This is a genomic window from Salinisphaera sp. PC39 (assembly GCF_040361335.1).
Classification (GTDB): domain Bacteria; phylum Pseudomonadota; class Gammaproteobacteria; order Nevskiales; family Salinisphaeraceae; genus APNM01.
Genome location: NZ_APNM01000011.1, coordinates 106,020 through 131,705 on the forward strand (window position 1 = coordinate 106,020; position 25,686 = coordinate 131,705).

The 25,686-nt window shown below is 67.9% G+C and carries 28 protein-coding genes and 1 pseudogene; 18 read left to right on the top strand and 11 right to left on the bottom strand.

Annotated elements, in window-relative coordinates; translation table 11 throughout:
- Nucleotides 1-77 precede the first annotated feature (77 nt).
- Nucleotides 78-1,676, top strand: coding sequence for a BCCT family transporter (locus PC39_RS11885; protein WP_502950881.1), 1,599 nt, complete (start codon nt 78-80; stop codon nt 1,674-1,676).
- Nucleotides 1,677-1,704: 28 nt separating this feature from the next.
- On the opposite strand, the gene PC39_RS11890 is transcribed toward PC39_RS11885, so the two are convergent.
- Nucleotides 1,705-2,322, bottom strand: a complete 618-nt coding sequence (locus PC39_RS11890; RefSeq protein WP_353253610.1) for a nitroreductase family protein — start codon at nt 2,320-2,322, stop codon at nt 1,705-1,707.
- An 8-nt stretch (nt 2,323-2,330) separates the two neighbouring features.
- Entirely contained in the window at nt 2,331-2,930 is a 600-nt protein-coding gene (gene wrbA / locus PC39_RS11895) for an NAD(P)H:quinone oxidoreductase (RefSeq protein ID WP_353253611.1), read from the bottom strand.
- 163 nt (nt 2,931-3,093) lie between these two features.
- Between wrbA and PC39_RS11900 the strand changes: the two genes are divergently transcribed.
- Nucleotides 3,094-4,005 carry a LysR family transcriptional regulator gene (locus PC39_RS11900; protein ID WP_353253612.1) on the top strand — a complete coding sequence of 304 codons (912 nt, stop codon included), beginning with the start codon at nt 3,094-3,096 and terminating at the stop codon, nt 4,003-4,005.
- An 81-nt stretch (nt 4,006-4,086) separates the two neighbouring features.
- Nucleotides 4,087-4,683 (top strand): DUF2057 family protein, encoded by a 597-nt coding sequence (locus PC39_RS11905; protein WP_353253613.1) that lies wholly within the window; start codon nt 4,087-4,089, stop codon nt 4,681-4,683.
- A gap of 385 nt (nt 4,684-5,068) precedes the next feature.
- Here the strand turns inward: PC39_RS11905 and PC39_RS11910 are convergent, their stop codons facing one another.
- Nucleotides 5,069-6,430 carry an MATE family efflux transporter gene (locus PC39_RS11910; protein WP_353253614.1) on the bottom strand — a complete coding sequence of 454 codons (1,362 nt, stop codon included), beginning with the start codon at nt 6,428-6,430 and terminating at the stop codon, nt 5,069-5,071.
- A 149-nt stretch (nt 6,431-6,579) separates the two neighbouring features.
- Nucleotides 6,580-6,849, bottom strand: a complete 270-nt coding sequence (locus tag PC39_RS11915) for a hypothetical protein (protein ID WP_353253615.1) — start codon at nt 6,847-6,849, stop codon at nt 6,580-6,582.
- A 159-nt stretch (nt 6,850-7,008) separates the two neighbouring features.
- Between PC39_RS11915 and PC39_RS11920 the strand changes: the two genes are divergently transcribed.
- From PC39_RS11920 to PC39_RS11940, 5 genes are all read left to right on the top strand, one after another.
- The gene (locus PC39_RS11920) at nt 7,009-8,367 is read left to right on the top strand and encodes a carbohydrate porin (RefSeq protein WP_353253616.1); all 1,359 of its coding nucleotides are present in this window, start codon (nt 7,009-7,011) and stop codon (nt 8,365-8,367) included.
- 211 nt (nt 8,368-8,578) lie between these two features.
- The gene (locus PC39_RS11925; protein WP_353253617.1) at nt 8,579-9,412 is read left to right on the top strand and encodes a glycine/sarcosine N-methyltransferase; all 834 of its coding nucleotides are present in this window, start codon (nt 8,579-8,581) and stop codon (nt 9,410-9,412) included.
- Entirely contained in the window at nt 9,413-10,255 is an 843-nt protein-coding gene (locus tag PC39_RS11930) for an SAM-dependent methyltransferase (protein ID WP_353253618.1), read from the top strand.
- A 137-nt stretch (nt 10,256-10,392) separates the two neighbouring features.
- Nucleotides 10,393-11,283, top strand: a complete 891-nt coding sequence (locus PC39_RS11935; protein WP_353253619.1) for a 5'-nucleotidase — start codon at nt 10,393-10,395, stop codon at nt 11,281-11,283.
- A gap of 33 nt (nt 11,284-11,316) precedes the next feature.
- Complete coding sequence (locus tag PC39_RS11940; RefSeq protein ID WP_353253620.1) at nt 11,317-12,108, top strand: M90 family metallopeptidase; 792 nt, start codon at nt 11,317-11,319, stop codon at nt 12,106-12,108.
- Between the two features lie 234 nt (nt 12,109-12,342).
- On the opposite strand, the gene PC39_RS11945 is transcribed toward PC39_RS11940, so the two are convergent.
- Together PC39_RS11945 and PC39_RS11950 are read right to left on the bottom strand one after the other, a co-directional pair.
- Nucleotides 12,343-13,416 carry a saccharopine dehydrogenase family protein gene (locus PC39_RS11945; RefSeq protein WP_353253621.1) on the bottom strand — a complete coding sequence of 358 codons (1,074 nt, stop codon included), beginning with the start codon at nt 13,414-13,416 and terminating at the stop codon, nt 12,343-12,345.
- Complete coding sequence (locus PC39_RS11950) at nt 13,413-14,255, bottom strand: SDR family oxidoreductase (RefSeq protein WP_353253622.1); 843 nt, start codon at nt 14,253-14,255, stop codon at nt 13,413-13,415. The genes PC39_RS11945 and PC39_RS11950 overlap by 4 nt, the downstream gene beginning before the upstream one ends.
- A 129-nt stretch (nt 14,256-14,384) precedes the next feature.
- On the opposite strand from PC39_RS11950, the gene PC39_RS11955 reads away from it, so the two are divergent.
- The 10 genes from PC39_RS11955 to PC39_RS12000 all read left to right on the top strand — a co-directional run bounded on the left by PC39_RS11955 (nt 14,385) and on the right by PC39_RS12000 (nt 22,658).
- Nucleotides 14,385-15,086, top strand: coding sequence for a histidine phosphatase family protein (locus tag PC39_RS11955; RefSeq protein WP_353253623.1), 702 nt, complete (start codon nt 14,385-14,387; stop codon nt 15,084-15,086).
- A 117-nt stretch (nt 15,087-15,203) separates the two neighbouring features.
- Nucleotides 15,204-16,403 (top strand): acyl-CoA dehydrogenase family protein, encoded by a 1,200-nt coding sequence (locus PC39_RS11960; protein WP_353253624.1) that lies wholly within the window; start codon nt 15,204-15,206, stop codon nt 16,401-16,403.
- Nucleotides 16,400-17,116, top strand: coding sequence for a TetR/AcrR family transcriptional regulator (locus tag PC39_RS11965; RefSeq protein ID WP_353253625.1), 717 nt, complete (start codon nt 16,400-16,402; stop codon nt 17,114-17,116). The genes PC39_RS11960 and PC39_RS11965 overlap by 4 nt, the downstream gene beginning before the upstream one ends.
- Nucleotides 17,113-18,183: a phosphotransferase family protein gene (locus tag PC39_RS11970; protein WP_353253626.1), complete on the top strand. Its 1,071-nt coding sequence runs from the start codon at nt 17,113-17,115 to the stop codon at nt 18,181-18,183. Before PC39_RS11965 ends, PC39_RS11970 begins: the two co-directional genes overlap by 4 nt.
- A 157-nt stretch (nt 18,184-18,340) precedes the next feature.
- Nucleotides 18,341-19,105, top strand: coding sequence for an SDR family oxidoreductase (locus PC39_RS11975; RefSeq protein WP_353253627.1), 765 nt, complete (start codon nt 18,341-18,343; stop codon nt 19,103-19,105).
- A 20-nt stretch (nt 19,106-19,125) separates the two neighbouring features.
- Nucleotides 19,126-19,743, top strand: a complete 618-nt coding sequence (locus PC39_RS11980; protein WP_353253628.1) for a glutathione S-transferase family protein — start codon at nt 19,126-19,128, stop codon at nt 19,741-19,743.
- Between the two features lie 105 nt (nt 19,744-19,848).
- On the top strand, nt 19,849-20,709 hold the full coding sequence (locus tag PC39_RS11985) for an ATP adenylyltransferase family protein (protein ID WP_353253629.1): 861 nt from the start codon (nt 19,849-19,851) through the stop codon (nt 20,707-20,709).
- A gap of 89 nt (nt 20,710-20,798) precedes the next feature.
- Nucleotides 20,799-21,422, top strand: a complete 624-nt coding sequence (locus tag PC39_RS11990; protein ID WP_353253630.1) for a methylthioribulose 1-phosphate dehydratase — start codon at nt 20,799-20,801, stop codon at nt 21,420-21,422.
- Nucleotides 21,419-22,108 carry an acireductone synthase gene (mtnC, locus tag PC39_RS11995; RefSeq protein WP_353253631.1) on the top strand — a complete coding sequence of 230 codons (690 nt, stop codon included), beginning with the start codon at nt 21,419-21,421 and terminating at the stop codon, nt 22,106-22,108. Before PC39_RS11990 ends, mtnC begins: the two co-directional genes overlap by 4 nt.
- Before the next feature lie 4 nt (nt 22,109-22,112).
- Nucleotides 22,113-22,658, top strand: a complete 546-nt coding sequence (locus PC39_RS12000; protein ID WP_353253632.1) for a 1,2-dihydroxy-3-keto-5-methylthiopentene dioxygenase — start codon at nt 22,113-22,115, stop codon at nt 22,656-22,658.
- A 53-nt stretch (nt 22,659-22,711) separates the two neighbouring features.
- Here PC39_RS12000 and PC39_RS12005 read toward each other — a convergent pair whose 3' ends face one another.
- The 5 genes and pseudogenes from PC39_RS12005 to PC39_RS12025 all read right to left on the bottom strand — a co-directional run.
- Complete coding sequence (locus PC39_RS12005; RefSeq protein WP_353253633.1) at nt 22,712-23,692, bottom strand: hypothetical protein; 981 nt, start codon at nt 23,690-23,692, stop codon at nt 22,712-22,714.
- Between the two features lie 60 nt (nt 23,693-23,752).
- Nucleotides 23,753-24,250, bottom strand: coding sequence for a PEGA domain-containing protein (locus tag PC39_RS12010; RefSeq protein WP_353253634.1), 498 nt, complete (start codon nt 24,248-24,250; stop codon nt 23,753-23,755).
- Nucleotides 24,251-24,284: 34 nt separating this feature from the next.
- Complete coding sequence (locus PC39_RS12015) at nt 24,285-24,446, bottom strand: hypothetical protein (protein WP_353253635.1); 162 nt, start codon at nt 24,444-24,446, stop codon at nt 24,285-24,287.
- On the bottom strand, nt 24,443-25,078 hold the full coding sequence (locus PC39_RS12020) for a YajG family lipoprotein (protein WP_353253636.1): 636 nt from the start codon (nt 25,076-25,078) through the stop codon (nt 24,443-24,445). Before PC39_RS12020 ends, PC39_RS12015 begins: the two co-directional genes overlap by 4 nt.
- Before the next feature lie 408 nt (nt 25,079-25,486).
- A pseudogene (locus PC39_RS12025) lies at nt 25,487-25,686 on the bottom strand (S-methyl-5-thioribose-1-phosphate isomerase); the annotation flags it as partial.

Consider the following 25,686-nt stretch of genomic DNA (forward strand, 5'->3'; position numbering starts at 1 on the left):
GGGCCGCTTCGCTTCGTGGCCTTGATCGGTTAGGGTCGACGGGTCTGATTCGAGCCAGGGGGAGTCGCATGAGCAAAATGAGCAAGATCGCCCGATTCGGCGGTCCCCGGGACCAGCGCAATGCGCTCGGCATGATCGTGCACCCGGTGGTTTTCTATGCCTCCGCGGCGCTCATCATCGGCATCGTCTTCCTGACGATCCTCAATACCCAGCAGATCGACACCCTGTTCTCCAGCATCCAGGAGGGCATGTCGAACTACTTCGGCTGGCTCTACGTCCTGGCGATGAACCTGTTCCTGGTATTCACGGTGTTCCTGGGCTTCTCCCGCTACGGCAACATCCGGCTGGGCGGCCCGGACGCCGAGCCCGACTTCTCCATCTGGGGCTGGTTCGCCATGCTATTCTCGGCCGGCATGGGCATCGGCCTGCTGTTCTTCGGCGTCGCCGAGCCGATCTACCACTACGGCAACAACCCCCTGGGCGCGGATCAGAACGGTCTCGCGGCGCGGGACGCCATGACCATCACCTTCTATCACTGGGGCCTGCACGCCTGGGGCGTGTACGCCATGGTCGGCCTGTCGCTGGCGTTCTTCGGCTTCACGCGCAACCTGCCGCTGACCATCCGTTCGGCCTTCTACCCGATCCTGGGCGACCGGGTCCGCGGCTGGCTGGGCAACACCATCGATACCGTGGCGGTGGTGGCCACGCTGTTCGGCGTGGCGACATCGCTGGGTCTGGGCGTGCAACAGGTCTCGGCCGGCCTGGAGTACCTGTTCGACATCGAGCAGACCACGACGGTGATGGTGCTGCTGATCGCCGGGATCACCGGCATGGCGACGATCTCGGTGGTGCTGGGCCTGGATGCCGGCATCCAGTCGCTGTCCAAGCTCAACATCGTGCTCGCCGGCCTGTTGATGTTCTTCCTGCTGGCCGTGGGCCCGACATTGTTCCTGCTCGACAACTTCGTCCAGAACCTGGGCAACTACATCCAGCGCCTGCCGTCCCTGGCCTTCTGGACCGAGGGCCTGCGCGGCGAGGAGGAGGCCGGCTGGCAGAATAGCTGGACCATCTTCTACTGGGCCTGGTGGATCGCGTGGTCGCCGTTCGTGGGCATGTTCATCGCGCGCATCTCGCGCGGCCGCACCATCCGTGAATTCATCACCGGCGTGCTGCTGGTGCCGGTGGTCGTGAGCTTCCTGTGGCTGACGGTGTTCGGCGGCACCGCCCTGCACAACGAACTGTTCGGACCCGGCACCATCGCCGCGGCGGTGAGCGACAGCCTGGACACCTCGATCTACGTGCTGTTCGAAGGCTATCCCCTGGCGATCGTGACCTCGGTCCTGGCGATGATCGTGGTGATCGTGTTCTTCGTCACCAGCTCGGACTCGGGATCCTTCGTGATCGACATCATCACGTCGGGCGGCCACGAGAACCCGCCGGTGGGTCAACGCATCTTCTGGGCGCTGCTCGAGGGCGTGGTCGCGGCCGTGCTGCTGGTGGCCGGCGGTCTCGGCGCCCTGCAGACCGCCTCCATCACCGCAGGCCTACCGTTCGCGATCGTGTTGCTGGTGATGTGCTACAGCCTGATCAAGGGCCTGCGTCAGGAATACGTCCAGTTCGGCAGCATCTACGAGCGGCAGGCCGACCCGACGACCCCGGACCGGGAGACACACTGATCGGCCCGGAGGCCGCCCCCGGACCGGTCTAATCGCCGGTCCAGGGTGCCGGCTCGCCCCAGGCGGCGCCGAAGACGAAGCCGGACTGCGGCCGCCTCTGCCGCGGCCGCAGGTCCCGCTCGCGCAGCTTGTCCGTGAGCGTCTCCGGGGATGCGCGGTAGCCGATCGCCAGGGCGGTGAAGGCATCGTAGCCGTCGGGGATCGCCATCGCCTGCCGGGCCGTCTCCGGCTCGATCCCGATCATCTGGTGCACATGGAGCCCGCGCGCGGCGGCCTCGAACGTGAGGCTCGCCGAGGCCGCGCCGAGATCGTGCTCGGCGGCCCGGTTGGGTTCGCCATTGCCCTCGAAACGGCGCGCGACCACGCCCAGCGCCAGGACCGGCGCATCGACCGCCCAGGCGCGGTTGCCCGCTACCAGGCAATCCGCCAGACGCGCATGCGCCCGCGGCTCGTCCCGGGTCGCGACCAGATACCGCCAGGGCTGTTCGTTGTAGCTGGACGCCGCCCAGCGGGCCGCCTCGAACAGCGCCGCCAGGTCCGACGCCGGCGGCATGCGGGCAGTGAAGCCGTAGGGGCTCCAGCGTCCCGCCAGCAACGGGTGGATGGCGTGGTCGGCGTCCGCTTGCTTGGCATCATCAGCGTTCATGGCGCACCTCAGCCATGCAGTTTGTGGGCGATACCGGCGACGTGCCGCCCCTGGAATCGCGCGATCGCCAGTTCGGTGTCACTGGGCTGGCGGCTGCCGTCACCCCCGGCCACGGTCGCCGCGCCGTACGGGCCGCCGCCCCGGAACTCGGACAAGTCGGTGAGCTCGGGGATGCTATAGGGGACGCCGACGATCACCATCCCCTGGTGCGCCAGGGTGTGCCAGAAGGACGTGATGGTGGTCTCGTTGCCGCCGCCGGTACCGGTGGAAGTGAACACGCTGCCGACCTTGCCGACCAGCTTGCCGCCGGCCCACAGACCGCCGGTCTGGTCCAGGAAATTGCGCATCTGGGCGGCCATGTTGCCGAAGCGCGTCGGCGTCCCGAACACGATCGCGTCGTAGTCCGCGAGCTCGCCCGGCTCGGCCTCCGGGGCCGCCTGGTCGAGCTTGGCCCCGGCCTTCTCCGCCACCTCGCGCGGCATAAGCTCCGGGACCCGCTTGACCGCGACCTCGACCCCCTCGACGCCGCGGGCGCCCTCGGCGACCGCGGCGGCCAGGGTCTCCACATGACCGTACATCGAGTAGTAAAGCACCAACAGCTTGCTCATGATCCCGCCTCCGAATCCGGGCGCCGCCGATTCGCGGCTCTCGCCGCAGCCAACCGTTCAGCGCCGTTAATGTTACAACTCAAGATATATCGGTATTTTCGGAGATGAAAGCGGAATTTTTTGGCATACTCATTCAATAAATTCGAACGAACCGTGAAGCGCCGTGCTCGCCGGTCTCAGTCTCGACGCCCTGCGCACCCTGGACGCCATCGATCGCGGCGGCAGCTTCGCCGCGGCGGCGACCGAATTGCACCGAGTGCCCTCGGCGGTCTCCTACACCGTTTCGCGCCTGGAACGCGACCTGGGGGTGACGATATTCGACCGCAGCGGTCACCGCGCCCGCCTGACCGCGGCCGGACGGCTGCTCTTGGAGGAGGGCCGGCGCATCCTGGTGGCCGGCGACGAGCTCGCCGCCGCCGCCCGGCGCCTGGCCGAGGGCTGGGAACCCACCCTGCGCATCGCCGTGGACGGCCTCATCGACAGCGCGAGGCTATGGCCGCTGCTGGCCGATTTCACGGCCGCCCACCCGCGGGTGGACGTGCGCCTTCTGGACGAAGTGCTCGGCGGTACCGCGGAAGCCCTCGTCGACGGTCGCGCCGATCTGGCAATGGGCCTGTCCGAACGTCCCGCGGCCGGCATCTCGACGCGGCCGATCGGCGATGTCGACTTCGTGTTCGCCGCCGCCCCGCACCACCCGATCGCGGCCGAGCCGGCACCCCTGACGGCGGCGGCCGTGCGCCGCCACCGGGCGATCGCCGTCGCCGATTCCTCGCGCCGCAGCACGCCGCTGACCACCGGCCTGCTGGACGCCCAGCCGCGCCTGACGGTGGACTCGATGGCGGCCAAGATCGATGCCCAACGCCGCGGCCTGGGCATCGGCTTCCTGCCGCGCCACCGCGTGCGCCACCTGCTCGACAGTGGCGAGTTGCTGGCACTGGACCTGGCCGAGCCGCGCCCGCCGAGCCGGCTCCACCTGGCCTGGCGCACCGAGGCCGGCGGCAAGGCCCTCGCCTGGTTCCTGGACCGTCTCCGACGGCCCGCCGAACTCGCCGCGCTGCTCGCATCCGCGGACTGAGCGCCGGGCCCGCGGCCTGTCATGTTCCCGACATGAAAGTGTCATAGTCTGGCGCGAAACCAGTCGCCCGAGAGTCCGCCCATGCCTTTCCGACCCCTTGCCGCGGCCCTGCTCGCCGGCACCCTGTTCGGCACCGCCGGTTGCGCGGCCCGCATCGACCATGAGCTGGCGACGGCCGGCGCCGACAGCGCGCAGGTGATCCTGCCGGCGCACATCGTCGCCGTGTCGGTGGACGACCGCACGCTCAACGAGTCCACCTATGTCTTCGATAGCCGCGAGACACGGCTGGCGCTGCCTCCCGGCGAACACCGCCTGCGCCTGCGTTACATGGACATGCTCCCGGAAAACGACGGCCGCCAGGCCGACGACGTCAAGGTCTACTCCGAGCCCGTCGCCCTGGAGGCCACGCTGGCGGCCGGCACCGACTACCGGGTGGCCGCCGAGCGGCCCGCCACCCTGGCGGAGGCGCGGCGCTTCGCGGCGGTGCCCGTCATCGAACTGACGGCGGCCGACGGCCGTGTCCTGGCCGCCGCCGAGGCACCGCCGCCCAGGCCCGCGGCGCCGACTGCGCGCGGCGGCGGCACGGCGCCCGGTGCGCTCGAGATGCTGGAGTTCTGGTGGCAGCGCGCCGATGCCGCCGAACGCCGACGTTTCCTGGAGCGCCACGCGGCGCCCTGACCGGCCCCGGCCCTTGGGGGGTGTCTACAAAATCAACCGGCATGAGTGAGCCGTCTGGCCATTGGTTGGCGGGATATGAAACCACAGAGGCGCACGGAGGCGCGCAGAGGTTCTTGATGGGCGCCCTGGATCGTGTCCGGAGCAAACTTTCGTGCCGGACCCGGTTTCCAGGCAATCCCTGGGCCTCGATAGCCGCTGTCGCGGCTTCCGAGACAACAGTCATTGTCCTCTTTGTCCCTCTGTGCGCCTCTGTGGTTGATTTTCTGGCTGGCCGCTTGCCGAGGCGCTTTCCGCCGTCGTGCTCTTTGGCAGGGGAATGCCGGGAACGTGTCGCTTATCCCGGCCTACGGTCTGCATTCGCCCGCTACGTTTTGTAAACCCCCTCTCAGCCCCGCGCGATCAAGCGCAGCCCCCGCCGCCAGGCCAGGCCGCCGGCCACCAGGCCGGCGGCCGTGGCGGCGGCGAACACGCCGCCCAGGCTACCCCACGCCGCCGCGAGCCAGGCCAACGGCACGTACAGCACGAAGGTCCGCAGCGCCATGAGAGCGGTCGCCGCCAACGGCCGGCCGGCGGCGTTGAGGGCCGCGTTCACGCAGATCAGGACACCGTAGCCGGTGAAGCTGACCGGCACCAGCCACAGGTACAGCGTGGCCGCGCCGACGGTCTCCGGGTGGTCGTCGAACAACGCGGCGAGGCTCGGCGCTGCCAGCGCCAGCAGGCCGGCCACCAGCACGCCGTAACCCAGGCAGAAGACCGCCGCGCCGCGCAACGCGCGCGCCACCCGGTCCACGTGACCGCCGCCCCAGTTCTGGCCCACGACCGGACCGAGCCCCGCGGTCAGGGCAAGCAGCGGGATCAGCGCGAAGGCCTCGATCCGGGTGGCAACCCCGAAGCCGGCCACGGAGGCCGGCCCGAACCGGGCCACCAGGGCCGTGATCACGGCCACCGCGATCGGGTTGACCATGTTGGTGGCCGCGGCCGGCAGCGCCACGTGGAGGATCTCGCGCGCCGAGCGCCATAGATGCCCCGGCCGCGGCCAGCGCCAGGCGATCAGCCGCATGCGGTAATGCAGGATCGCGAGCGCCAGCACCAGCGTCGTGGCGCGCGCGGCCAGGGATGCCACGGCCGCGCCCTGGATACCCATCGCCGGCACCGGCCCCCAGCCGAAGATGAACAGGGGGTCGAGCAGGATGTTGAGCACGGCCGCCGCGGTCATGATCGCGCTGGGCAGACGCGCGTCGCCGCAGGCCCGGATGGCGTTGTTGCCCACCATCGGCACCACGATGAAGGGCATGCCCAGGTACCAGATCGTCATGTAGTCCGCGATCAGGACGCGGGTGGCGGCATCCGCGCCCAGCGCGGCGAACAGGGGATCGATAGTGGCCAGACCGAGGGCCACGAAGGCCAGCACGATCAGGGTCGCCAGCACCAGGCTGTCCGTGGTCAGGCGGCGGACCTCGTCCTCGCCGCGCGCCCCGATGGCCCGCGACAACACCGAGGCCACGCCGATCCCGAGCCCCAGGGCCAGGCTCATCACCGTCATCACCACGGGGAAGGTGAACGACAGCGCCGCGAGGGGCCCGGTCCCGAGCTGGCCCACGAAATAGGTGTCGGCGACGTTGAAGGAGATCACGGCCAGGATGCCCCAGGCCATGGGCACCGACATCGCCGCCAGGTGGCGGGTGACCGATCCGCTGGTCAGACGGGCCCGCGAGCCGGTCTCGCCCGGCGTGTCCCCGGCCGGCATCAGGCGACCCCGGCGCCGGGACGGGGGTAGTGGGAAACGGGTCGGGTCATGCCGGATCGGACACCATTCGCGCAACTGCCGGCATCCGGGCGGGCATGCCACGGCCGGCCGGCGAGAGGATACACGAAGCCCGCACGGAACCCCGCCCCTCAGCCGGGCCGATGCCGGCGCAGACGCCGCGAGAGCTTGGCCCGCCAGGCCCGGACGATGGCGAAGGTCCGCGGGTGCCGTCGGCGTGCATGGTCCAGCAGCCGCTGTATGAACGGCGAATAGGGCGCCAGCAGAAACCCGGCGACGAGCAGGAACAGGATCCCCTGGAGCACCGGCAGCACCAGCCCCAGCAGGCCCAGGAACAGCATCACCACGCCCGCGGTCACCCGCAGGCCGTCCCGCCAGGTCAGCACGGGGCGCGCGGTCATGCCCACGTCCCGCCCGGCGACGAGGCGGGCATGTCCTCGTCGCTCCCTGTCACCCCCGACGGCCGGCCGTGACGGGGCGTCGCCCGCTCGGGGTGCGTGGCGGCACGTGATTCAAGTAGGGTAAGAAACGACCTAGAAAAAGATAAGGGAGAGTCCGCGATGCCCACACGTCTCGTCGGCGGCGCGGTCGCCGCCATACTGCTCTCGCCGGCCGCGCTCGCGGCCCCCTCCGAGCGGGAGGCCCTGCGGGAAGAGCTGGACGCTCTCAAGGAACGCGTACAGGAGCTGGAAAAGCGTCTCGCGGAGACCGAGACGGAGGCGGAACGCGCCGGCGAAAGGGCCGCGGCGGCCGCGCCCGATATCCAGGTCGGCGGCGCCCTGCGCTTCCAGCTCCAGCGACGCGGTGGCGACCCCAACGACCGCGCCACGGCCGGCGAGATCGACATCGACACCTTCCGGCTCAATTTCGATGGCGAGATCAAGGACATCGTGTTCTCCGCCGAGTACCGTTTCTACCCGACCTTCGACAACGCGCATTTCATTCATCACGGCTGGCTCGGCTACGACTTCGCCGAGCATTGGCAGGGCCGCCTCGGCATCATGCAGGTGCCGTTCGGCATCCAACCCTACGCCTCGCACAACTTCTTCTTCTCGTCCAACTATTACGTGGGCCTGGAGGACGACTACGACACGGGTGTGAACTTCCTATACCGCCGCGGCCCCCACGATCTCCAGCTCGCGTTCTTCAAGAACGACGAGTACGCGGGCGGCGGCGGCTTCAAGCGCTATTCCTACGACCCGCTCAACATGATCTACCGTGGCACGGTCGCCGGCGAGGCGGTCACCGACAAGGTGGCCATCGAGGAAGCCAACACGCTCAACCTACGCTACGCCTACACTCTCGGCCAGGGCACCACCGCCGCCTCCGAGATCGGCGTGTCGGCCCAGGCGGGCCAGATCTACAACGGCCTGACCCAGGATACCGACGGCCATCACTGGGCGGGGGCGCTGCACCTCAACGGTGACTACGGTCCCTGGAATCTGATGCTGCAGCTCGCACGCTACGAGATCGAGGCCGACCTGCCGGGCGACCGCGCGTTCACCGATGACATGGGCAACACCGGTACGATCCGCCTCGACGAGGACATCGTCGGCACCGGCGCCTACGCATTCGAGTACACGATGCCGGCGGAGGCCTGGACCTACCTGTTCAATGTCGCGTACACGCAGAAAGTGGCGATCGGCCCCATCTCGGAGCTGACTTATTACAACGATTTCACCTACGTAGACAAGGATGACCCGCGCCTGGAGGCGACCGTCCAGAACGTTTCGGGCATGTCGATCCTGGCCGGGGCCTTCTTTACTTATGTAGACTTCGTGCTGGGCAAGAATCAGCCGTTCACCAACAGTTACGTGAACAGCGGGGGATTCGGCGGCGCCCAGATGACCGATCTGGGATCGGCGTCCGCCGACGACTGGAACACCCGGTTCAACATCAACGTCGGCTACTACTTCTGACGTGGCCGACTCGCGAGCGCGGCCGGGACCGCGCCCGCATCAAGCTCCCGCCGATCGGCCGTCGTTGCGGCCAGCGTTATTTTCGCGTTGCAGATTGCAACCGATTTGAACGCCACCGCGGCGGCGCACTATAGTCGTACGAATACCTATACGTAGCCGCCGCGACGATCGGGAGGAGCCCACTTCACGGTAATCTTGGAGCGTCAAAGGCATGAGTGACAAAGACCAACCCATCCTGGACCCGGAACAGGAACAGGACTTCGGCCACGATCCCCTGGAGGTCCGGGACTCGGACCACTACCAGGAGGAATACGTCGGTTCCTTCGTCGAACGCTGGGACGACCTGATCGACTGGGAGCGTCGGGCCAGCAGCGAAGGCGATTTCTTTATCCAGGTCCTGCGTGACTACGGTTGCGAGAACGTCCTGGATGTGGCCACCGGCACCGGCTTCCACTCGGTGCAGCTACTCAAGGCCGGCTTCAACGTGGCCAGCCTCGACGGCAGCGCCCACATGCTCGCCAAGGCGTTCGAGAACGCCCGCGAGCGGGGTATGGTGCTGAACACCGTGCTCGGCGACTGGCGCTGGCTGAGCAAGACCGTGGTCGGCCGCTACGACGCGGTGATCTGCCTCGGCAACTCCTTTACCCACCTGTTCGCCGAGCACGGCCGGCGGCGGGTGCTGGCCGAGTTCTATTCGGTGCTCAAGCACGACGGCATCCTGATCCTGGACCAGCGCAACTACGACGCGCTGCTCGACGGCAAGAGCGAACCCAGCCACTCGTACTACTACTGCGGGCAGAACGTCATCGCCGAGCCCGAGCACATGGACGAGGGCCTCGCCCGCTTCCGCTACGAGTTCCCCGGCGGCGACGTGTTCCACCTGAACATGTTCCCGCTGCGCCGCAATTACACCCGCGAGCTCATGCATCAGGTGGGCTTCCAGCGGATCGAGACCTACGGGGACTTCCAGGCCGAGTACAACCACTACGAGCCGGACTTCTTCGTGCATGTCGCCGAGAAGGCCTACCGCGAGGAGGACGAATAAATGGGCAGCTACTCCGAGGCGGTGCGCACCGCCCAGAGCTACTACAACAGCGAGGACGCGGATAACTTCTACGCCACCATCTGGGGCGGCGAGGATATCCACATCGGCCTCTACAAGAGCGACGACGAGCCCATCGCCGACGCCAGCCGGCGCACGGTCGAGCGCATCGTCGGCCAGCTCAAGACCATCGGCCCCGACAGCCGGATCATCGACCTCGGCGGGGGCTACGGCGGCTCCGCGCGCTACATGGCCAAGCAATACGGCGCGCACGTGGTGTCGCTCAACCTCAGCGAGGTGGAGAACGAGCGCGCCCGCGCCCTGAACCGCGAGCAGGGCCTGGACAACCTCATCGAGGTCGTCGACGGCAACTTCGAGGACGTGCCCTACGAGGACGACAGCTTCGACATCGTCTTCTCCCAGGACGCCTTCCTGCACAGCGGCAACCGCGAGCAGGTGCTGCGCGAGATCAAGCGGCTCCTGCGACCGGGCGGCGAACTGATCTTCACCGACCCGATGCAGAGCGACAACGCGGAGGGCGGCCAGTTGCAGCCCGTGCTCGATCGCCTGCAGTTGCAGAGCCTGGGCTCGCCGGGCTTCTACCGCGAGAAGCTGGGTGCGCTCGGCTTCGACGAGGTCGGCTTCACCGAGCTCACCGAATACCTGATCACGCACTACGACCGGGTCCGCCGCGAACTGGAGTCGCGCTACGACCGGGTGGTCGGCAAGCAGATCAGCCAGGAATACGCCGACAACATGATCAAGGGCCTGAACCACTGGGTCCGCGCCGGCAAGGCCGGCGACCTCTGCTGGGGGATCATGCACTTCCGGCTGCCGCCTTCCTGACAAGGCAGGCCAACCACAGAGACACGGAGCACACAGAGCCGGACACGGAGAAGGGACCGCCTTTCAGCGGTTCGCCTTCAAGCCTCTGTGTCCTCTGTGCCTCTGTGGTTCATCCCCTCATCAGCTAGAATGGCGGCATGACCGATGCCGCCCACAAGCTGGTCGTGGCGATCTCCTCGCGCGCCCTGTTCGACCTCGAGGCCTCGCACCGGGTGTTCGAGGAAGAGGGACGCGACGCCTACTGCGATTACCAGATCCAGCACGAGGAGGACATCCTCGAGCCGGGCGTGGCCTTCGGCCTGGTGCAGAAGCTGCTGGCCTTGAACGACGAGACCCGGGAACGGGTCGAGGTCATCCTGCTGTCGCGCAACAGCGCCGACACCGGGTTGCGGGTGTTCAACTCCATCGCCCACCACGGCCTGGAGATCACCCGCGCCGCCTTCACCAGCGGCGCCACCCCCTATCGCTACGTGGCCCCGTTCGGCACCCACCTGTTCCTGTCGGCGGACCCGGAGGATGTACATGCCGCGCTCAAGGCCGGCTATGCGGCGGCCACGATCGTGCCGGCCCGCCAGCGCGCCCGCGCCGGGGGACCGCTGCGCATCGCCTTCGACGGCGACGCGGTGCTGTTCTCCGATGTCGCCGAACGCGTGTTCAAGGAACGGGGACTCGAAGCCTTCGCCGAGAGCGAAGTCAGCGCGGCCAACGAGCCGCTGCCGGGCGGTCCCTTCAAGGGATTCCTGGAAGCGCTCTACTACATCCAGTCGGAATTCGGCCAGGACGACTGCCCGATCCGCACCGCCCTGGTCACCTCGCGGGGCGCGCCCGCCCACGAGCGCGTGATCCGCACGCTGCGCGCCTGGAAGATCCGCATCGACGAGGCCCTGTTCCTGGGCGGCAAGGCCAAGGGCGAGTTCCTGCGCGCCTTCGGCGCCGACATCTTCTTCGACGACCAGCAGACCCATGTCGGCGCCGCCGCCGAGCACGTGGCCGCCGGCCACGTACCGCACGGCGTCGCCAACGAGTAGCGGTCCGCCCGCGCGCAACCGCCGCCCACCGCGATGCTCTGGACGAGCCTGACCCTGGTCTTCGTCGTCACGGCGGGGATCGTCGCCGCCATCTTCGCCCGGCCCGTGCTGGCCGCCCGCCGTCGTCGCCGGGCGGCCCTATCGCCCGACCAGGCGCGACGGCTTGCGGACGCGGTGCCCCTGTATCCGCGGCTGCCGACAGCGGCGCGCGAACGCCTCGCCCGGCGCACCGCGGCCTTTCTCTCGCATATCCGCTTCGTCGGCTGCGACGGCATCGAGATCGACGAGACCATGCGCCTCGCGGTCGCCGGCCAGGCCTGCCTGTTATGCCTGCGCGACGGCGCCGACGTGTTCCCCTGGGTGCGGGAGATCCTGATCTATCCGGACGCCTTCTGGGTCCACCACGAGGCGCCCGACGAGCTGGGCCTGGTGGACGACGAGCCACGGCTTCTCGCCGGCGAGGCCTGGGACGAGGGCCGGGTGATCCTGTCCTGGAGCGACATATCGGAGGCCCTGGCGGGCGCCGATCACAACGTGGTGGTGCACGAATTCGCCCACCAGCTCGATTTCGACGCCCCCGGCACCGTGGGCGCGCCGGCGCTGGCGGACTATGGCGACTGGGCCGCCGCGTTCGGGGAAGCCTACGAACAGCTGCGACGGGAGGGCTCGCCCGTGATCGATCCCTACGGCGCCGAGAACCCGGCCGAGTTCTTCGCCGTGGCCGCGGAAGCCTTCGTGCAACGCCCCGACGAACTCGCCGCGGCCCATCCCCGACTGTACCGGGTGCTGGCCGACTACCTCACCATCGACCCGGCCCGAAGATGAAGCATAGTGGCACGGGCATACCGGGCTTTCTCAAGACGAACCACAGAGTCACAGAGGACACAGGGATTTAAGAAGGAAGCCTGAACACGATCTTCTTCCTTGCGTCCCGGCTCTGTGGTTTTTTGGGAAGATAAACCACGGAGGCACAGGGACACAGAGGCTTGAAGGAGGAACTTCAAAAAGCCTTGTTTCCGTGTCTCTTGCTCTGTGTACTCTGTGCCTCTGTGGTTATTTTCAGGCCTCTTCGATGCGCAGCTCGCCGGATCCGGGCAGGCGCTTGACCAGGTCCTTGTCCACCAGCTTGGACGGCGTGTAAGTGCCGCCGTCGGGCGCGTGCGCGAGCATGTGTTTCACCACTTCCAGGGAGCCGTGCAGGGTCACGGTATAGCCGTTGGCGGTCTTGATCCGGGCGACACGCTTGGCGCCCTCGGCGTTGACCGCCTCGCCCCAGACATGGGTCGGCTGGCGCTCGCGGGTGGCGGCGTCCGGCCCGCGCACGGACTTGGCGATCCGCGACTTCATGAAGGACTGCACCAGCCCCAGGCCCAGCAGCGGCCGGATCCAGTTGAGGCGCTTGAGCCGCTTGACCAGCCCCGGCGAGGCGGGGATGTAGACCTCGATATCCGGGATGCCGGTGGTATACCACGCGGTGGAGACATCGCCCCAGGGAATGGTCATGGCCAGTTTTTCGCCGTCGCCGAAATCGATCCGCCGCACGCCGAAAGCCAGGGGTACGGTGGCGATACCGCCGCCCTTGCGCACCTTGCCGCCGCCGGCCAGGCCCTCCACCGAGGTCTTGGCGGTGCCCGGCGAGAAGCCGGAGCGCGAGTCGAAGCCCAGCGTCAGGTGGGTGGCGTCCGGCAGGGCCGCCGCGAGATGCGCGGCCACGCAGTCGGTGGGGATGACATCGAAGCCCACGCCCGGGCACAGCACCACGCCGGCCTCGTTGGCGAGCCAGTGCTGGGCGAAGGCGTGCTCGAACACCGCGATCTCGCCGGTGATGTCCAGGTAATGCGCGCCGGCTGTAATGCAGGCCTCGATCATGGGCGGCGCGGTCGCGGAGAACGGCCCCGCGCAATGCAGCACCAGATCCACCCCCTCGAGGTGGCGCGCCACCTCGGCCGGGTCGTCGAGCCCGAAGGCGCGGTGCTCGAGACCCAGCTCCCCGGCCAGGGGCGCCAGCTTCGCCTCGCTCCGGCCCGCCAGGATCGGCGTCAACCCCTGGTTCGCGGCCTCGCGCGCGATCAGGTCGCCGCTGTAACCATAGGCCCCGTAGATCATCCAGGTCTCGGTCTTCTTCCCGCTCATTGGCTGCTCCCCTCGGTGCTGTTCTTCGTGCCCGCCACGAACGGCCGCATCGCCTTCCGGACTTCGTGGAAAAACCGTTCCGGCGCCAGCCGCTTCATCCGATATTGCCAGAGCGCCTTGCCGTGCGAGATCACCAGGAAGCGGTCTTCCATGGCCGCCCGGTAGAGATCGGCGGCCACGTCCTCGGCGCCGACCTCGGACTTCTCCATGACCTTCTTCACCATCGCCTTCTGGGCCGGATCGGGCGACTCGAAGCTGTCCAGGATGTTGGTGGCGAAGAAGGCGGGGCAGGCCACCGACACCCCGATGTGGTCGTCGTGGACCTCGCCGCGCAGGGTCTCCGACAGCGAGAGCACGCCGGCCTTGGCCGCATTGTACGCGGCCATGCCGGGCGCAGACGCGATCGCGGCGAAGGACGCGATATTGATGACATGGCCGCCGCCGCCCTCGCGCAGCAACGGCACGGCGGCGCGGCAACCGCGGACCACGCCCAGCAGGTTGATGTCGAGCTGGCGCTCCCACTCCGCCATGTCGCCCTCGGTCACGGTGCCGGCGGAACCGACGCCGGCGTTGTTCACGAACACGTCGACACCGCCCCACTCGTCACGCAGCCGATCGATCAGCGCGCTGAAGTCGGCCTCGCGGGTCACGTCCAGCCGCTGCGCGAAGGCCTCGCCGCCGGCGGCCTCGACCTCGCCCGCCACCCGCGCGGCGGCCTCGGCGTCGCGATCCGTGACCGCCACCCGCCAATCCTCGCGCGCGAAGCGCAGCGCCAGGGCGCGGCCCAGGCCGCTGCCGGCCCCGGTGATCGCCACGCGCTTCTCCGGAAAACGATTCATCGGTTCTCTCTCCTGCATCGGACGCCCGACCCCTGGGCATCCGGCGAGAAGCCTAGCACGATGCCGAAATATCTATCGAACGTTCGTCCGATATTGACACCGCGCGACCGGCCTTCTATGTTGCCCGGCATGACGACCCTGGTTCTCATACGACACGGTCAGGCCTCGTTCGGCCAGGCCAATTACGACCGCCTGTCCGAGCTGGGCGAGCGGCAGGCCGCGATCACCGGCCGCTACCTCGCGGCCATGGGCGAACGCTTCGACGCCAAGCTCAGCGGCGATATGGCCCGCCAGCGCGTCACCGGCGAGCGCGCCCGCGAGGCCTGGGAGGACGCCCCGGCGCTGGCGATCCAGTCCGGCTTCAACGAGTACGACGCCGACGGCCTGTTCCGGGCCTACCTGCCGCAAATGCTGCAGGAGAATCCGGAGCTGGCGGCGCGGCAGCGCGAGTTGTTCCAGGACCGCAAACTGTTCCAGCGGGTCTTCCTCAAGATCATGGACAAATGGCTGGCGGGCGAACCGCACGAGGCCGGCGACTTCGAGCCCTGGGAGGCCTTCCGCCAGCGCGTGACCGACGCCCTCGCCGCCATCCATCGCGACTACGACCGCGACGCCCGGATCGCCGTGTACACCTCCGGCGGCCCCATCGCGGTCGCGGTGGCCGCAGCACTGGGCCTGGACGGCCACCGCACCCTGGACCTGAACTGGCGGATCCACAACGCCGCGATCACGGAGTTGAGCTCCAACCGCCGCGGCTGGGCGCTGCACGGGTTCAACAACGTCACGCACCTGCGCCTTGAGAAGGATCCGACGCTGATCACCTATCGATGACCAACCACAGAGGCACTGAGGACACAGAGACGATTCTTGATTGTCATTCGTGCTTGCTCTCTGTGCGCTCTGTGCCTCTGTGGTTCATACCCGACTAATAACCGGGAGGAGATGGACATGGACTTTGCCGTACCCGAGAACACCCGGGCCCTGCTGGACAAGGCCCAGCGTTTCGTCGACGAGACCCTGATCCCGCTCGAGCCCGAGGTCCTGGGCAAGAGCTGGCGCGAGATCGAGCCGCTGCTGGGCGAGCAGCGGCGCCAGGCCAAGTCGCTGGGCCTGTGGGCGCCCAACCTGCCCACCGAGGTCGGCGGCCTGGGCCTCCCCCTGGTGGACCTGGGCCTGATGTCCGAGGTCATGGGCCAGACCCCGTTCGGCCACTACGTCTTCGGCGCCCAAGCGCCGGACGCGGGCAACGCCGAGCTGCTGCTGGAGCACGGCACCGACGAGCAGCGCGAGAAATACCTCAAGCCGCTGGCGGCCGGCGACATCCGCAGTTGCTTCGCCATGACCGACCGCAACACCGCCGGCTCCAACCCCACGCTGCTCAAGGCCACCGCCACCCGCGACGGCGACGACTACGTGATCGACGGCCACAAGTGGTTCACGTCGTCGTTCGACGGCGCCGACTTCACGATCGTGATGGCGGTGACCAACCCAGACGCCCACAAATACCTGCGGGCCTCCATGATCATCGTGCCCACCGACCACCCGGACCTGGAGTTCGTGCGCAACGTGCCGGTGATGGGCCATGCCGGCGACGGCTACTTCAGCCACGCCGAACTCAAGTTCCACGGCGTGCGCGTGCCCGAAAGCAACCGCCTGGGCCCGGAGGGCCAGGGCTTCGTGCTCGCCCAGCAGCGCCTGGGGCCGGGCCGTATCCACCACTGCATGCGCTGGCTGGGTATCTGCAAGCGCGCCCAGAAGCTGCTGGTGGAGCAGGCGCTGTCCCGCGAGGTGGCCGAGGGTCAGAAACTGGCGGACCAGCAGACGATCCAGAACTGGATCGCCGAGAACGCCGCCGAGATCGAGGCGGCGCGCTCGATGGTGCTCAAGGCCGCCTGGACCGGCGACAACCACGGCTTCAAGGCCGCGCGCAACGAGATCGCGATGATCAAGTATTACGTCGCCGGCGTGCTCCAGCGCGTGGTCGACCGTGCGCTGCAGGCGCACGGCGCCCTGGGCATGACCGACGACACGGTGCTGGCCTTCTATTACCGCGAGGAACGGGCCGCGCGCATCTACGACGGTCCGGACGAGGTGCACAAGCGCAGCGTCGCCCGCCAGATCCTGGGCGAGGCGGCCGGGCGGGCGTGACGGCCGCGGCGGACAACGCCGAGGCCGAGCTGCGCGCCTTCCGCCGCGAGACCGGCGCCTCGCTCAACGCCATCTGCCGGGAGATATTCGCGGCGCACGGCGGCACGGACATCCGGGTCCGCAACGAGCGCATCGCGGTGCGCAACCTGGGCCGGATCATCGAGGCGACCCTGGCGATCGCCAACCGCAAGGGCTTCGCCGCCATGAGCCTGCGCGACCTCGCCAAGCGCACCGGCCTGTCGCTGGGCGGGCTCTACGCCTACATCCGCAGCAAAGACGACCTGGTGGCGATGATCCAGACCTTCGGCGGCCGCCAGACCGAGCGGGTCATCCGCGAGCGTCTGGGCGGTGTGACCGAGCCGGAGCGCCGGCTCGCCGTCGCCATCCGCACCCATCTGTACCTGAGCGAGGTGATGCGCCCCTGGTTCTTCTTCCTGTACATGGAGGCCCGCCACCTCGCCCCCAGCGAGCGCCGGCAGGCGGTGGCCATGGAGCAGGCCACGGAACGCCTGTTCGCGGACCTGATCGCCGAGGGCCAGGCCGAGGGCCGTTTCCGCGCCATAGACCCGCTGGTCGCGGCCGGCCTGCTCAAGGCCCTGCTGCAGGACTGGTACCTGAAACACCGCAAGCACGTGCGCCGGGGACTGGACGTCACCGTCTACGCGGCGCAGGTTATTGATCTGATCGAGCGCTACTTGGAGCCACAACGATGACGAGCCGCATTGACGATGCCCGCACCGTCCGGTCCGGGGAGGAACTGGACGCGGACGCCCTGCTCGCCTTTTTCCGCGAGAACGCCCCGGAACTGGTCGGCGAACTGGAGATCCGCCAGTTCCCCGGCGGCGCCTCCAACCTCACCTACCTGCTGAAGGTCGACGGCCGCGAGTACGTGCTGCGCCGGCCGCCGTTCGGCAGCAACGTGAAGTCGGCCCACGACATGGGTCGCGAGTACGAGGTGCTCCGGCGCCTGCAGGGCAAGTTCCCGTACGCGCCACGGCCGCTGGTCCATTGCACCGACGAGAGCGTGATCGGCGCCGAGTTCTACGTCATGGAACGCATCCAGGGGCTGATCATCCGCCGCGACCTGCCCAAGGGCATGGACCTGCCGCCCGAGAAGGCGCAGCGCCTGTGCGAATCGCTGCTGGACGTGCAGGCGGAACTGCACACCATCGACATCGACGCCGCCGGCATGCGCGATTTCGGCAAGCCCCGCGGCTACATCGAGCGCCAGGTCAAGGGCTGGAACGACCGCTTCCGCAAAGCCAAGACCGACGACGTCCCCGACTGCGAGCCGCTGATGGCCTGGCTGGAGGAGAAGATGCCGGCCGACACCGGCCGCGAAGCGATCATCCACAACGATTACAAGCTGGACAACGTCCTGCTCGACCCCGACGACCCGACCCGGATCATCGGCGTGCTCGACTGGGAGATGGCCACGCTCGGCGACCCGGTGATGGACTTCGGCTGCTCCATGGCCTACTGGGTGCAGGCCGACGACCCCGAACCTCTGCGGCGCATCCGCATGGCGCCGACCCACCTGGACGGCATGCTGACCCGCAAGGAGATGGTCGCGCGCTACCAGGAGAAGACCGGTATCGAGGTCAGCGACTTCGACTACTACTACGTCTTCGGCATGTTCCGGCTGGCGGTGATCGCCCAGCAGATCTACAAGCGCTACGTCGAGGGCAAGACCCAGGACGAGCGCTTCGCCGCCTTCGGCATCTTCGTGCAGATCCTCAACGGCGCCTGCGAGCAGGTGATCGATAAATCCAAACTTTGATTTGGACTAACCACAGAGTCACAGGGTCACAGAGAGAAACAGTTGGCCATCGAATACCAGGGCGCGAAGGGCAAAAGTGTACTTGCGGCTTTTGACGGCCTCTTCGGACGCCGTGCCCCTGTGACCCTGTGGTTCATTTAACGATTTGGAGAATGAGATGACCGACAAGCTTTTCGACCTTTCCGGCAAGATCGCCATCGTCACCGGCGCCTCGCGCGGCATCGGCGAGGCCACCGCGAAGATGCTCGCCGAGCGCGGCGCGCACGTGATCGTGTCCTCGCGCAAGATCGAGGGCTGCGAGGCCGTGGCCGAGGCGATCCGCGCCGACGGCGGCGAGGCCACGGCCCTGCCCTGCCACATCGGCGAGCCGGACCAGATGCAGGAGTTCTTCGAGACCGTCAAGCGCGACTTCGGGCGCATCGACATCCTGGTCAACAACGCCGCCACCAACCCGTCGTTCGGCCATATCCTGGACACCGACGTGACCGCGTTCCAGAAGACCGTGGACGTGAACGTGCGCGGCTACTTCTACGCCTGCCTGTACGCCGGCCGCATCATGAAGGAACAGGGCGGCGGCGTGATCGTGAACAACGCCTCCATCGCCGGCATCACGCCGGGCCCGATGATGGGCATCTACTCGGTGACCAAGGCCGCCGTGATCAACATGACCAAGGCCTTCGCCAAGGAATGCGGCCAGTTCGGCATCCGCGTCAACGCCGTGGCCCCGGGCGTGACCGACACCAAGTTCGCCTCCGCCCTGGTCCACAACGAGCAGGTCCTCAACCAGTTCCTGCCCACCATCCCGCTGGGCCGGGTCGCCGAGCCGGACGAGATCTCGCCGGTGATCCTGTTCCTGGCCAGCCCGGCGGCGAGCTATGTGTCCGGCGCCACCTACGTGGTCGACGGCGGCTCCATCGCCTGACAACACCGGAGGAGAGAGAGATGCGCTTCTACGACGCCAAGCAGGCCCCGAACCCCCGCCGCGCCCGCATGTTCATGGCCGAGAAGGGCGTGGATTTCGACGACATCGAGTTCGTGCAGATCGACATCGGCAAGGGCGAAAACCTGGGCGAGGCATACCGCGCGAAGAACCCGCTCGGGCGCGTGCCCACGCTGGAGCTGGACGACGGCACCTGCATCGCCGAGAGCGTGGCGATCTCCCGCTACTTCGAGGAGATCATCCCCGAGCCGCCGCTGATGGGCACCGACGCCAAGGACAAGGCCCTGGTGGAGATGTGGCAGCGGCGCATGGAGATCAACCTCCTGCTGTCGGTGGGCATGGCCTTCCGCAACCTCTCCGGCTATTTCTCGGACCGCGAGACCGTGGTCAAGGAATGGGGCGAGGTCTGCCGCGAGAACGCGGTGAAGATGTTCGACTTCCTCGACAAGCACCTCGCCGATCACGAGCACGTCTGCGGCGATACTTTCACCATCGCCGACATCACCGCCCTGTGTTCGGTCGACTTCGCGCGCGTGATCCAACTGCGTGTGGACGACGACCGGCCCCACCTCAAGCGCTGGCACGAAGCCGTCTCGGCGCGACCCAGCGCCCGCGCCTGACCGCCGGCGACGCCAGGGACGGCGTCGGCCCGCCGAAATCCCGCCGGCTTTTCGCGCCGGCGTTTTTGGGTAGCATGGGGCCACCATACGGGGGAACCGACAACCATGACGCCCAACCTGGCGACCGCGGCCGCCGAGCGGACGGAACGGGCGCTCGCGGAGGGCGCGCTCGCGCCCATCGACACCCACGCCACCCTGGTCCGCGACGGCGGCGAGCCGTTCGTGGTACGCGTGATCGACAGCCTGCGCCGCAAGCGCACCGCTGCCGGCGGCGTGCCCGAGGGCGACCCCTTCTCGCCGCCCTACGAACCGGCGCTGTTCCTGGGCGACCTCACGGCCACGCATGCCGTGCTGCTCAACAAGTTCCCCGTACTGCGCGAGCACCTGCTGCTGGTCACGCGGACCTACGAGGACCAGGAAGAGGCCCTGACCGCAGCGGACTGCGAGGCCCTGCTCCTGGGCCTGGCCGAGATCGAGGGCCTGGCCTTCTATAACGGCGGTCACGTCGCCGGCGCCAGCCAACCCCACAAGCACCTGCAGTTGGTGCCGCTGCCGTTGTCGGACACGGGTCCGCCGCTGCCCGCGGCCGACGCCCTGGCGGCGACCCGGTTCGACGGCGAGTTGGGCCGGACACCGGCCTGGCCTTTCCCGCACCGCATCGCCCGCCTGGAACCGGACTGGCTGCGCGACCCCGCCGCCGGCGGCGCCGCCCTGGCGGCCCGCTACCGGCGGATGCTGGCGGCGCTGGGATGCAGCGACGACCGCACCGGCACCACGCCCCGACCCTACAACCTACTGGCCAACCGCGAATGGCTCTGGATGGTGCCGCGGAGCCGCGAGTGCGCCGCCGGGGTCTCCGTCAACGCCCTGGGGTTCGCCGGTACCCTGCTGGTCCCCGACGATCGCAAGCGCGACGACCTGCTTCGGGCCGGGCCGATGCGGGTACTGGCCGAGGTCTGCGAGTAGGCCACCATGGCGTTGCCGAAGACGCTCGACCGTGCCCGCGGCAGCCGCTACGATGCCGTGGCCCCGGCCACACGGAGATTGTCACGCCAATGACGCAGCACCCGACCGCCGCCCGACTCGGCGCGGATCTCGTCGCCACCGTGCGCGCGCTCGCCGGCCGTGGCCTGTGTCCCGCGACCGGGGGCAACTTCTCGGTTCGCCTGGGCGCCGACACCGTCCTGATCACGGCCTCCGGCACGGACAAGACGGCGGTGACCGAGGACGAGCTGATCCGCGTGCGCCGCGACGGCGGCGTGGTCGGCCAGGGCCGGCCCTCCGCGGAGACGGCCCTGCACCTGGCGATATACCGGCTGGCGTCGGACGCCGGTGCCGTGCTGCACGTTCACTCGGTACCCAACACCGTGCTGTCGCGGCTGCTGTCCGGGGACAGCCTGGCGGTCTCGGGCTACGAGATGCAGAAGGCGATCCGCGGCGTCGACACCCACGAATCGCGGCTGGCGCTGCCGATCGTCGACAACAGCCAGGACATGACCGCCCTCGCCGGCGTCCTGGAGGCCCGCTGGCCCGAATTGAACGCGGCCTGCGGCTTCCTGGTCCGTGGCCACGGGCTCTATGCCTGGGGCGCCGACCTGGACGAGGCCCGGCGCCACCTGGAGGGCTGGGAATTCCTGATGGCCTGCGAGCTGGCCGCCCGACAAGCGGAGAGTGCATGAGTATCCGAGCCGTCGTCACCGACATCGAGGGCACCACCACCGACATCGCCTTCGTCCATGAGACCCTGTTTCCCTACTCGGTGCGGGCCCTGCCCGACTTCGTGCGCAAGCACGCCACGGACCCCGAGGTGGCCGAGGCGGTGGAGGACGTTCGCGGCGTCATGGGCGCACCCGAGGCCGACCTGGAACTGGTGATCACGCAGCTCATGGAATGGATCGCCCGCGACGAGAAGGTCACGCCGCTCAAGACCCTGCAGGGCATGGTCTGGCGCGCCGGCTACCGCAAGGGCGACTTCACCGGCCATGTCTACGCGGACGCGGTCCTGGCGCTGCAGGCCTGGCACGAGCGCGGTATCCGGTTGTACGTGTACTCCTCCGGCTCGGTGGCGGCCCAGAAGCTGCTGTTCGGGCACAGCGACGCGGGCGACCTCACATCGTTGTTCGACGGCTATTTCGATACCCGGGTCGGCGGCAAGAAGGAGGCCGCCAGCTATCGGACCATCCTTCAGACCCTCGGCGAGCCGGCCGCTAGCGTGCTTTTCCTGTCGGACGTGGTCGCCGAGCTCGATGCCGCCGCGGCCGCGGGCCTGCAGACCTGCCTGCTGGTGCGCGAACCGGGCCTGGAGGTGAAGAGCCACCACCCCGTCGCCCGCGACTTCTCCGAGATCCCGCAACTGGGGGCCTGATGCCATGAGCCGCCTTACCGTCTACCACGAGGACCGTCCGGACCGGCACCTGCTGTGCACCGAGGACGGCGATGCCATCGCCGCCGAGCTGGCCGCGGCCGGCGTGCGTTTCGAGCGCTGGCCGGCGGCGCACGAGCTCGCGCCGGATGCCGGCCCCGAGGCGATCGGCGAGGCCTACGCCCCCGAGATCGAGCGCCTGATGCGCGAGGGCGGCTACCGCACCTGGGACGTGATCGGCCTGCACCCGGCGCATCCGGACAAGGACACCCTGCGCCGCAAGTTCCTGGAGGAGCACACCCACGCCGAGGACGAGGTCCGCTTCTTCGTCGACGGCGAGGGCCTGTTCACCCTGCACATCGGCGACCGGGTCTACGAGGTCCTGTGCACCGCCGGCGACCTGATGGGCGTGCCGGCGGGCACGCCCCACTGGTTCGACATGGGCCCCAACCCGCTCTTCAAGGTGATCCGGGTGTTCGACAACCCCGAGGGCTGGGTCGCCGAGTTCACCGGCTCCGACATCGCCGGCCGGTTTCCGCGGTTGGAGAACTGAACCGCCGTGCCCCGCCCGTCCGGGCGGGGCACGGCGGTCGACGGGCTACCGGCTCAAGCGTCGTCGCTGGTACAGACCGACACCTCGGGTTCCAGCGCCGCCAGGTCGGCCGGATCGAAATCGGTCTGGACGCCGTCGATCGTCACCACGATACCGCCGCCACCCACGGTCACGGTCGCGGCATGGCCGTCCGCCGCCAACTCGATCTCGCCGGCCATCGGCTCGCCGCCGCTGTCCAGCTCGATCGGCTGGGTCACCTCGAAATCGAACGTGCCGCGGGCGCCGCAGCGTTCCCCGGTGGCACTACGCCGATCCACGCGCACCCGACCCTCGCCCGTGAAGGTGGCGGGGCTTGCCGACTCGTCGAAGACCAGCTCGAAGAAACCGACCCCGTTCAGACCGAGCAGGTCGAGCTGCTCGGCGGCATCGTCGTCCGGGAATTCGTCGCGGGCCAGGGCGCGGCCACTCACCCGTTCAACGCCGCCGGACTCGGTCTGGAACAGACGCATGTAGCGGATCAGGCGCCGATCGCCTTCCCGCAGGCGAATCTTGTTCCCCTCGGATTCCCCGCCGCCGACGTAGAAAACCGGCGCGGCGCCGGCCGTGCGCTCGCCCGTCTCCAGGAGACCGTCGATCCGGTCGCTGCCGGCCTCGCACTCCGAGGCCGTGATGATCAAGAGATCGAAGCCGTCGTCCGGACCGAAGGGATTGTCGCGGCTCTCGATTTCGCCCGTCTGGAGGTTGAAAAACCCCTGGTCACACGAATACGTGCCGTCGGCACCGTCGACCTGGTCCCTGAGATCCCGCGCCAGGCTCGCCAACTCATCGAACTCCCGCGGCGTCGACAGGCTCTCCCCGGCCAGCAGCAGGTAGCGCTTCGCCACCTCCTCCGCCCGGGTCAGGTCCGCCGGCGATGCCGCATCGAGACCCGGTACGCCGTCGTCGTCCGATCCCCCGCCCCCGGCGCCGCACGCGGCCAGGCCCATGACGGCGACCATCCCGGTCGCCGCACCCATCATCGTCACGGATCGCATCGAATCGATTCCTCCTTCCCTGGGATTGACCGGGGGCGCCGTGGCCCCCGCCTTGTGCCATCAACGGTTGACCGCCAGCCGTGCGCCGCCGACGGGATGCAATTGACCGACTTTATCGGCACCCGGCGGCACGTCGGTGCCGATTCGGATATGCAGACTCAACCCGTCTTTCCGTGCCTCGACCGATATTGGCTGGAGTTGAGCACGCAATCTGTCCGGCTCGATCCGATACATGGCGCCGGTCGAAGCATCAATCACCAGCCCGATCAAGCCGCCCAGGATAATGTTGCCCCAGACCCATCCGTCGACACGACGTTCCAGGGCAATCTCCCGGTTCCTGTAACCCGGCAGGGATACGGTGATCACATGCCTCTTCTTGCGTTTCAATGAGAGGGACAGCGGTGTCGTACCGCGCAGGTTTCCATTAATGAAAACCTCTGCCTTGCTAGGCTCACTGCTTACTTCAACCTCTTGCGTCGAACCGTGGATAATCGAGGCACAACCGGCGAGGAGGCCGAGCGCACCGCTTAACGTGACAAGGATTGCGGATAGGCGCACGACTTAGCCTCCCTGCATTTTCCTTCGCCCTGCGTCAGGGCTCTTCCGGTGCGTCCGCATCCTGGGAATGAATCGTCCAACCGTCGTCATTGAGTCGATCGACTTGGTCCGGCTCAGCGACGACATGGCGTGCGCACCCGCTCAGCGCCAACGCCGTCACGATCAGGGTGCCCAGAGTCAGGATCTTGATTCTCATTGCTTCTCCCCGTGTTGGCCCAGTTCGGGATAACGGTCGACCAGTTCATCGATCGCCATGACCATATTGGTGGAAATCTGGTCCGCCGCACTCTCGAATGCCGTGTCGAAGGTGCCCCTGGTAGCCGCCGCGCTCCGCGTGTCGCCTTTAACGTAGAATGTTCGCTCGGCGCGGAAACCCTCGCCGGTCCTGACTTCGAGACGAACCTGGATGTCCGCTTCGATACTCACCGTGGCGAACCCGATGACCGGCTCCACGAACAGACGGATCAGGTCACCCTCGATAACTGTTCCGTTCCCGCCGGCCGTCTCCCGGACAGTCTCGACGGTGTACCCCCTTTCCTCCAATCCCCGTTGCAACCTGTCGGCGACCCATTGTGCCGGCGGCTGGCTACACAGGACATCGGCAGTGTCCATGTTGTAGGAGTTTTTTTTCATGCCGCAGCGTGCCTTGATAGCCCGACTGTCCTCGAAAGGCATGACAAGACGCAGTGTCTGGCCGGCGGCACCCTGGTTGTCCGGCAGATCCCCCTGCGGAGGCATATCCAGATTGATGTTGCCGAAGGCGCATCCGCCCATGAACACCGATTGCATCAACAGAACCGGAACGAGTCGATGGGTCTTCTGTTTCATGTCTGCTCCAGGGGGATGGCGGAATTTCGATCACGCAAGATCGGCACGGATGTTATACACGCGCGCAAAGCTCACGGAGCCGGATACCGAGTGGGTGGAAAGCGAACAGCGGGGGAGGCACAGGAAAACAGCTGGGCTGCAGGCCGATCCTCTCCATGCATTCTTCGACATCCTTGTCCGGTCTGGCGCAGCAACGCCCGTGCTTGGTCAATCAAAACCTAGAGCAGCGCAGAAATGCCTGTCAAACGGCGCCCTTTAGAACGCCCTGGCAGAAAAACCAAAACGGTCGAAAAAACAATGTCTTGGTAACGATAATGATGGGTCGGAGCATCGTGCATCCGCCAGCGGGAAGCGCGACGCCTGGGCGATCAACCGCTTCTCGGGACCGGCCTTTACCGGCTTCGACAGTTAGCCGGCCCAGGCTCCACCCCGGGAGTAGACGCCCGTATTCAGTACCCAACCGCCGATCAGCGCCGCCGGCGTGACGTCGAAGGCGGGGTTGTAGACCGGCGCGTCGGCCGGGCTCCAATCGACCCGGCAATAGGGGCCGGCGACGCCCCGCAGTTCCACGGGGTCCCGCTGCTCGATGGGGATGGCGGCGCCGTCGG

Excerpts from the sequence above, each read along its gene's own strand:
- PC39_RS12005 (WP_353253633.1), bottom strand. The coding sequence starts at position 23,692 with ATGCGATCCGTGACGATGATGGGTGCGGCGACCGGGATGGTCGCCGTC.
- PC39_RS11955 (WP_353253623.1), top strand. The coding sequence starts at position 14,385 with ATGACGACCCTGGTTCTCATACGACACGGTCAGGCCTCGTTCGGCCAG.
- PC39_RS11945 (WP_353253621.1), bottom strand. The coding sequence starts at position 13,416 with ATGAGCGGGAAGAAGACCGAGACCTGGATGATCTACGGGGCCTATGGT.
- PC39_RS11975 (WP_353253627.1), top strand. The coding sequence starts at position 18,341 with ATGACCGACAAGCTTTTCGACCTTTCCGGCAAGATCGCCATCGTCACC.
- PC39_RS11980 (WP_353253628.1), top strand. The coding sequence starts at position 19,126 with ATGCGCTTCTACGACGCCAAGCAGGCCCCGAACCCCCGCCGCGCCCGC.
- PC39_RS11885 (WP_502950881.1), top strand. The coding sequence starts at position 78 with ATGAGCAAGATCGCCCGATTCGGCGGTCCCCGGGACCAGCGCAATGCG.
- PC39_RS11970 (WP_353253626.1), top strand. The coding sequence starts at position 17,113 with ATGACGAGCCGCATTGACGATGCCCGCACCGTCCGGTCCGGGGAGGAA.
- PC39_RS11890 (WP_353253610.1), bottom strand. The coding sequence starts at position 2,322 with ATGAACGCTGATGATGCCAAGCAAGCGGACGCCGACCACGCCATCCAC.
- PC39_RS12020 (WP_353253636.1), bottom strand. The coding sequence starts at position 25,078 with ATGAAACAGAAGACCCATCGACTCGTTCCGGTTCTGTTGATGCAATCG.
- PC39_RS11905 (WP_353253613.1), top strand. The coding sequence starts at position 4,087 with ATGCCTTTCCGACCCCTTGCCGCGGCCCTGCTCGCCGGCACCCTGTTC.
- PC39_RS11940 (WP_353253620.1), top strand. The coding sequence starts at position 11,317 with ATGCTCTGGACGAGCCTGACCCTGGTCTTCGTCGTCACGGCGGGGATC.
- wrbA (WP_353253611.1), bottom strand. The coding sequence starts at position 2,930 with ATGAGCAAGCTGTTGGTGCTTTACTACTCGATGTACGGTCATGTGGAG.
- PC39_RS11935 (WP_353253619.1), top strand. The coding sequence starts at position 10,393 with ATGACCGATGCCGCCCACAAGCTGGTCGTGGCGATCTCCTCGCGCGCC.
- PC39_RS11960 (WP_353253624.1), top strand. The coding sequence starts at position 15,204 with ATGGACTTTGCCGTACCCGAGAACACCCGGGCCCTGCTGGACAAGGCC.
- PC39_RS12000 (WP_353253632.1), top strand. The coding sequence starts at position 22,113 with ATGAGCCGCCTTACCGTCTACCACGAGGACCGTCCGGACCGGCACCTG.
- PC39_RS11925 (WP_353253617.1), top strand. The coding sequence starts at position 8,579 with ATGAGTGACAAAGACCAACCCATCCTGGACCCGGAACAGGAACAGGAC.
- PC39_RS11915 (WP_353253615.1), bottom strand. The coding sequence starts at position 6,849 with ATGACCGCGCGCCCCGTGCTGACCTGGCGGGACGGCCTGCGGGTGACC.
- mtnC (WP_353253631.1), top strand. The coding sequence starts at position 21,419 with ATGAGTATCCGAGCCGTCGTCACCGACATCGAGGGCACCACCACCGAC.
- PC39_RS11930 (WP_353253618.1), top strand. The coding sequence starts at position 9,413 with ATGGGCAGCTACTCCGAGGCGGTGCGCACCGCCCAGAGCTACTACAAC.
- PC39_RS11985 (WP_353253629.1), top strand. The coding sequence starts at position 19,849 with ATGACGCCCAACCTGGCGACCGCGGCCGCCGAGCGGACGGAACGGGCG.
- PC39_RS11920 (WP_353253616.1), top strand. The coding sequence starts at position 7,009 with ATGCCCACACGTCTCGTCGGCGGCGCGGTCGCCGCCATACTGCTCTCG.
- PC39_RS11910 (WP_353253614.1), bottom strand. The coding sequence starts at position 6,430 with ATGCCGGCCGGGGACACGCCGGGCGAGACCGGCTCGCGGGCCCGTCTG.
- PC39_RS12015 (WP_353253635.1), bottom strand. The coding sequence starts at position 24,446 with ATGAGAATCAAGATCCTGACTCTGGGCACCCTGATCGTGACGGCGTTG.
- PC39_RS11990 (WP_353253630.1), top strand. The coding sequence starts at position 20,799 with ATGACGCAGCACCCGACCGCCGCCCGACTCGGCGCGGATCTCGTCGCC.
- PC39_RS11950 (WP_353253622.1), bottom strand. The coding sequence starts at position 14,255 with ATGAATCGTTTTCCGGAGAAGCGCGTGGCGATCACCGGGGCCGGCAGC.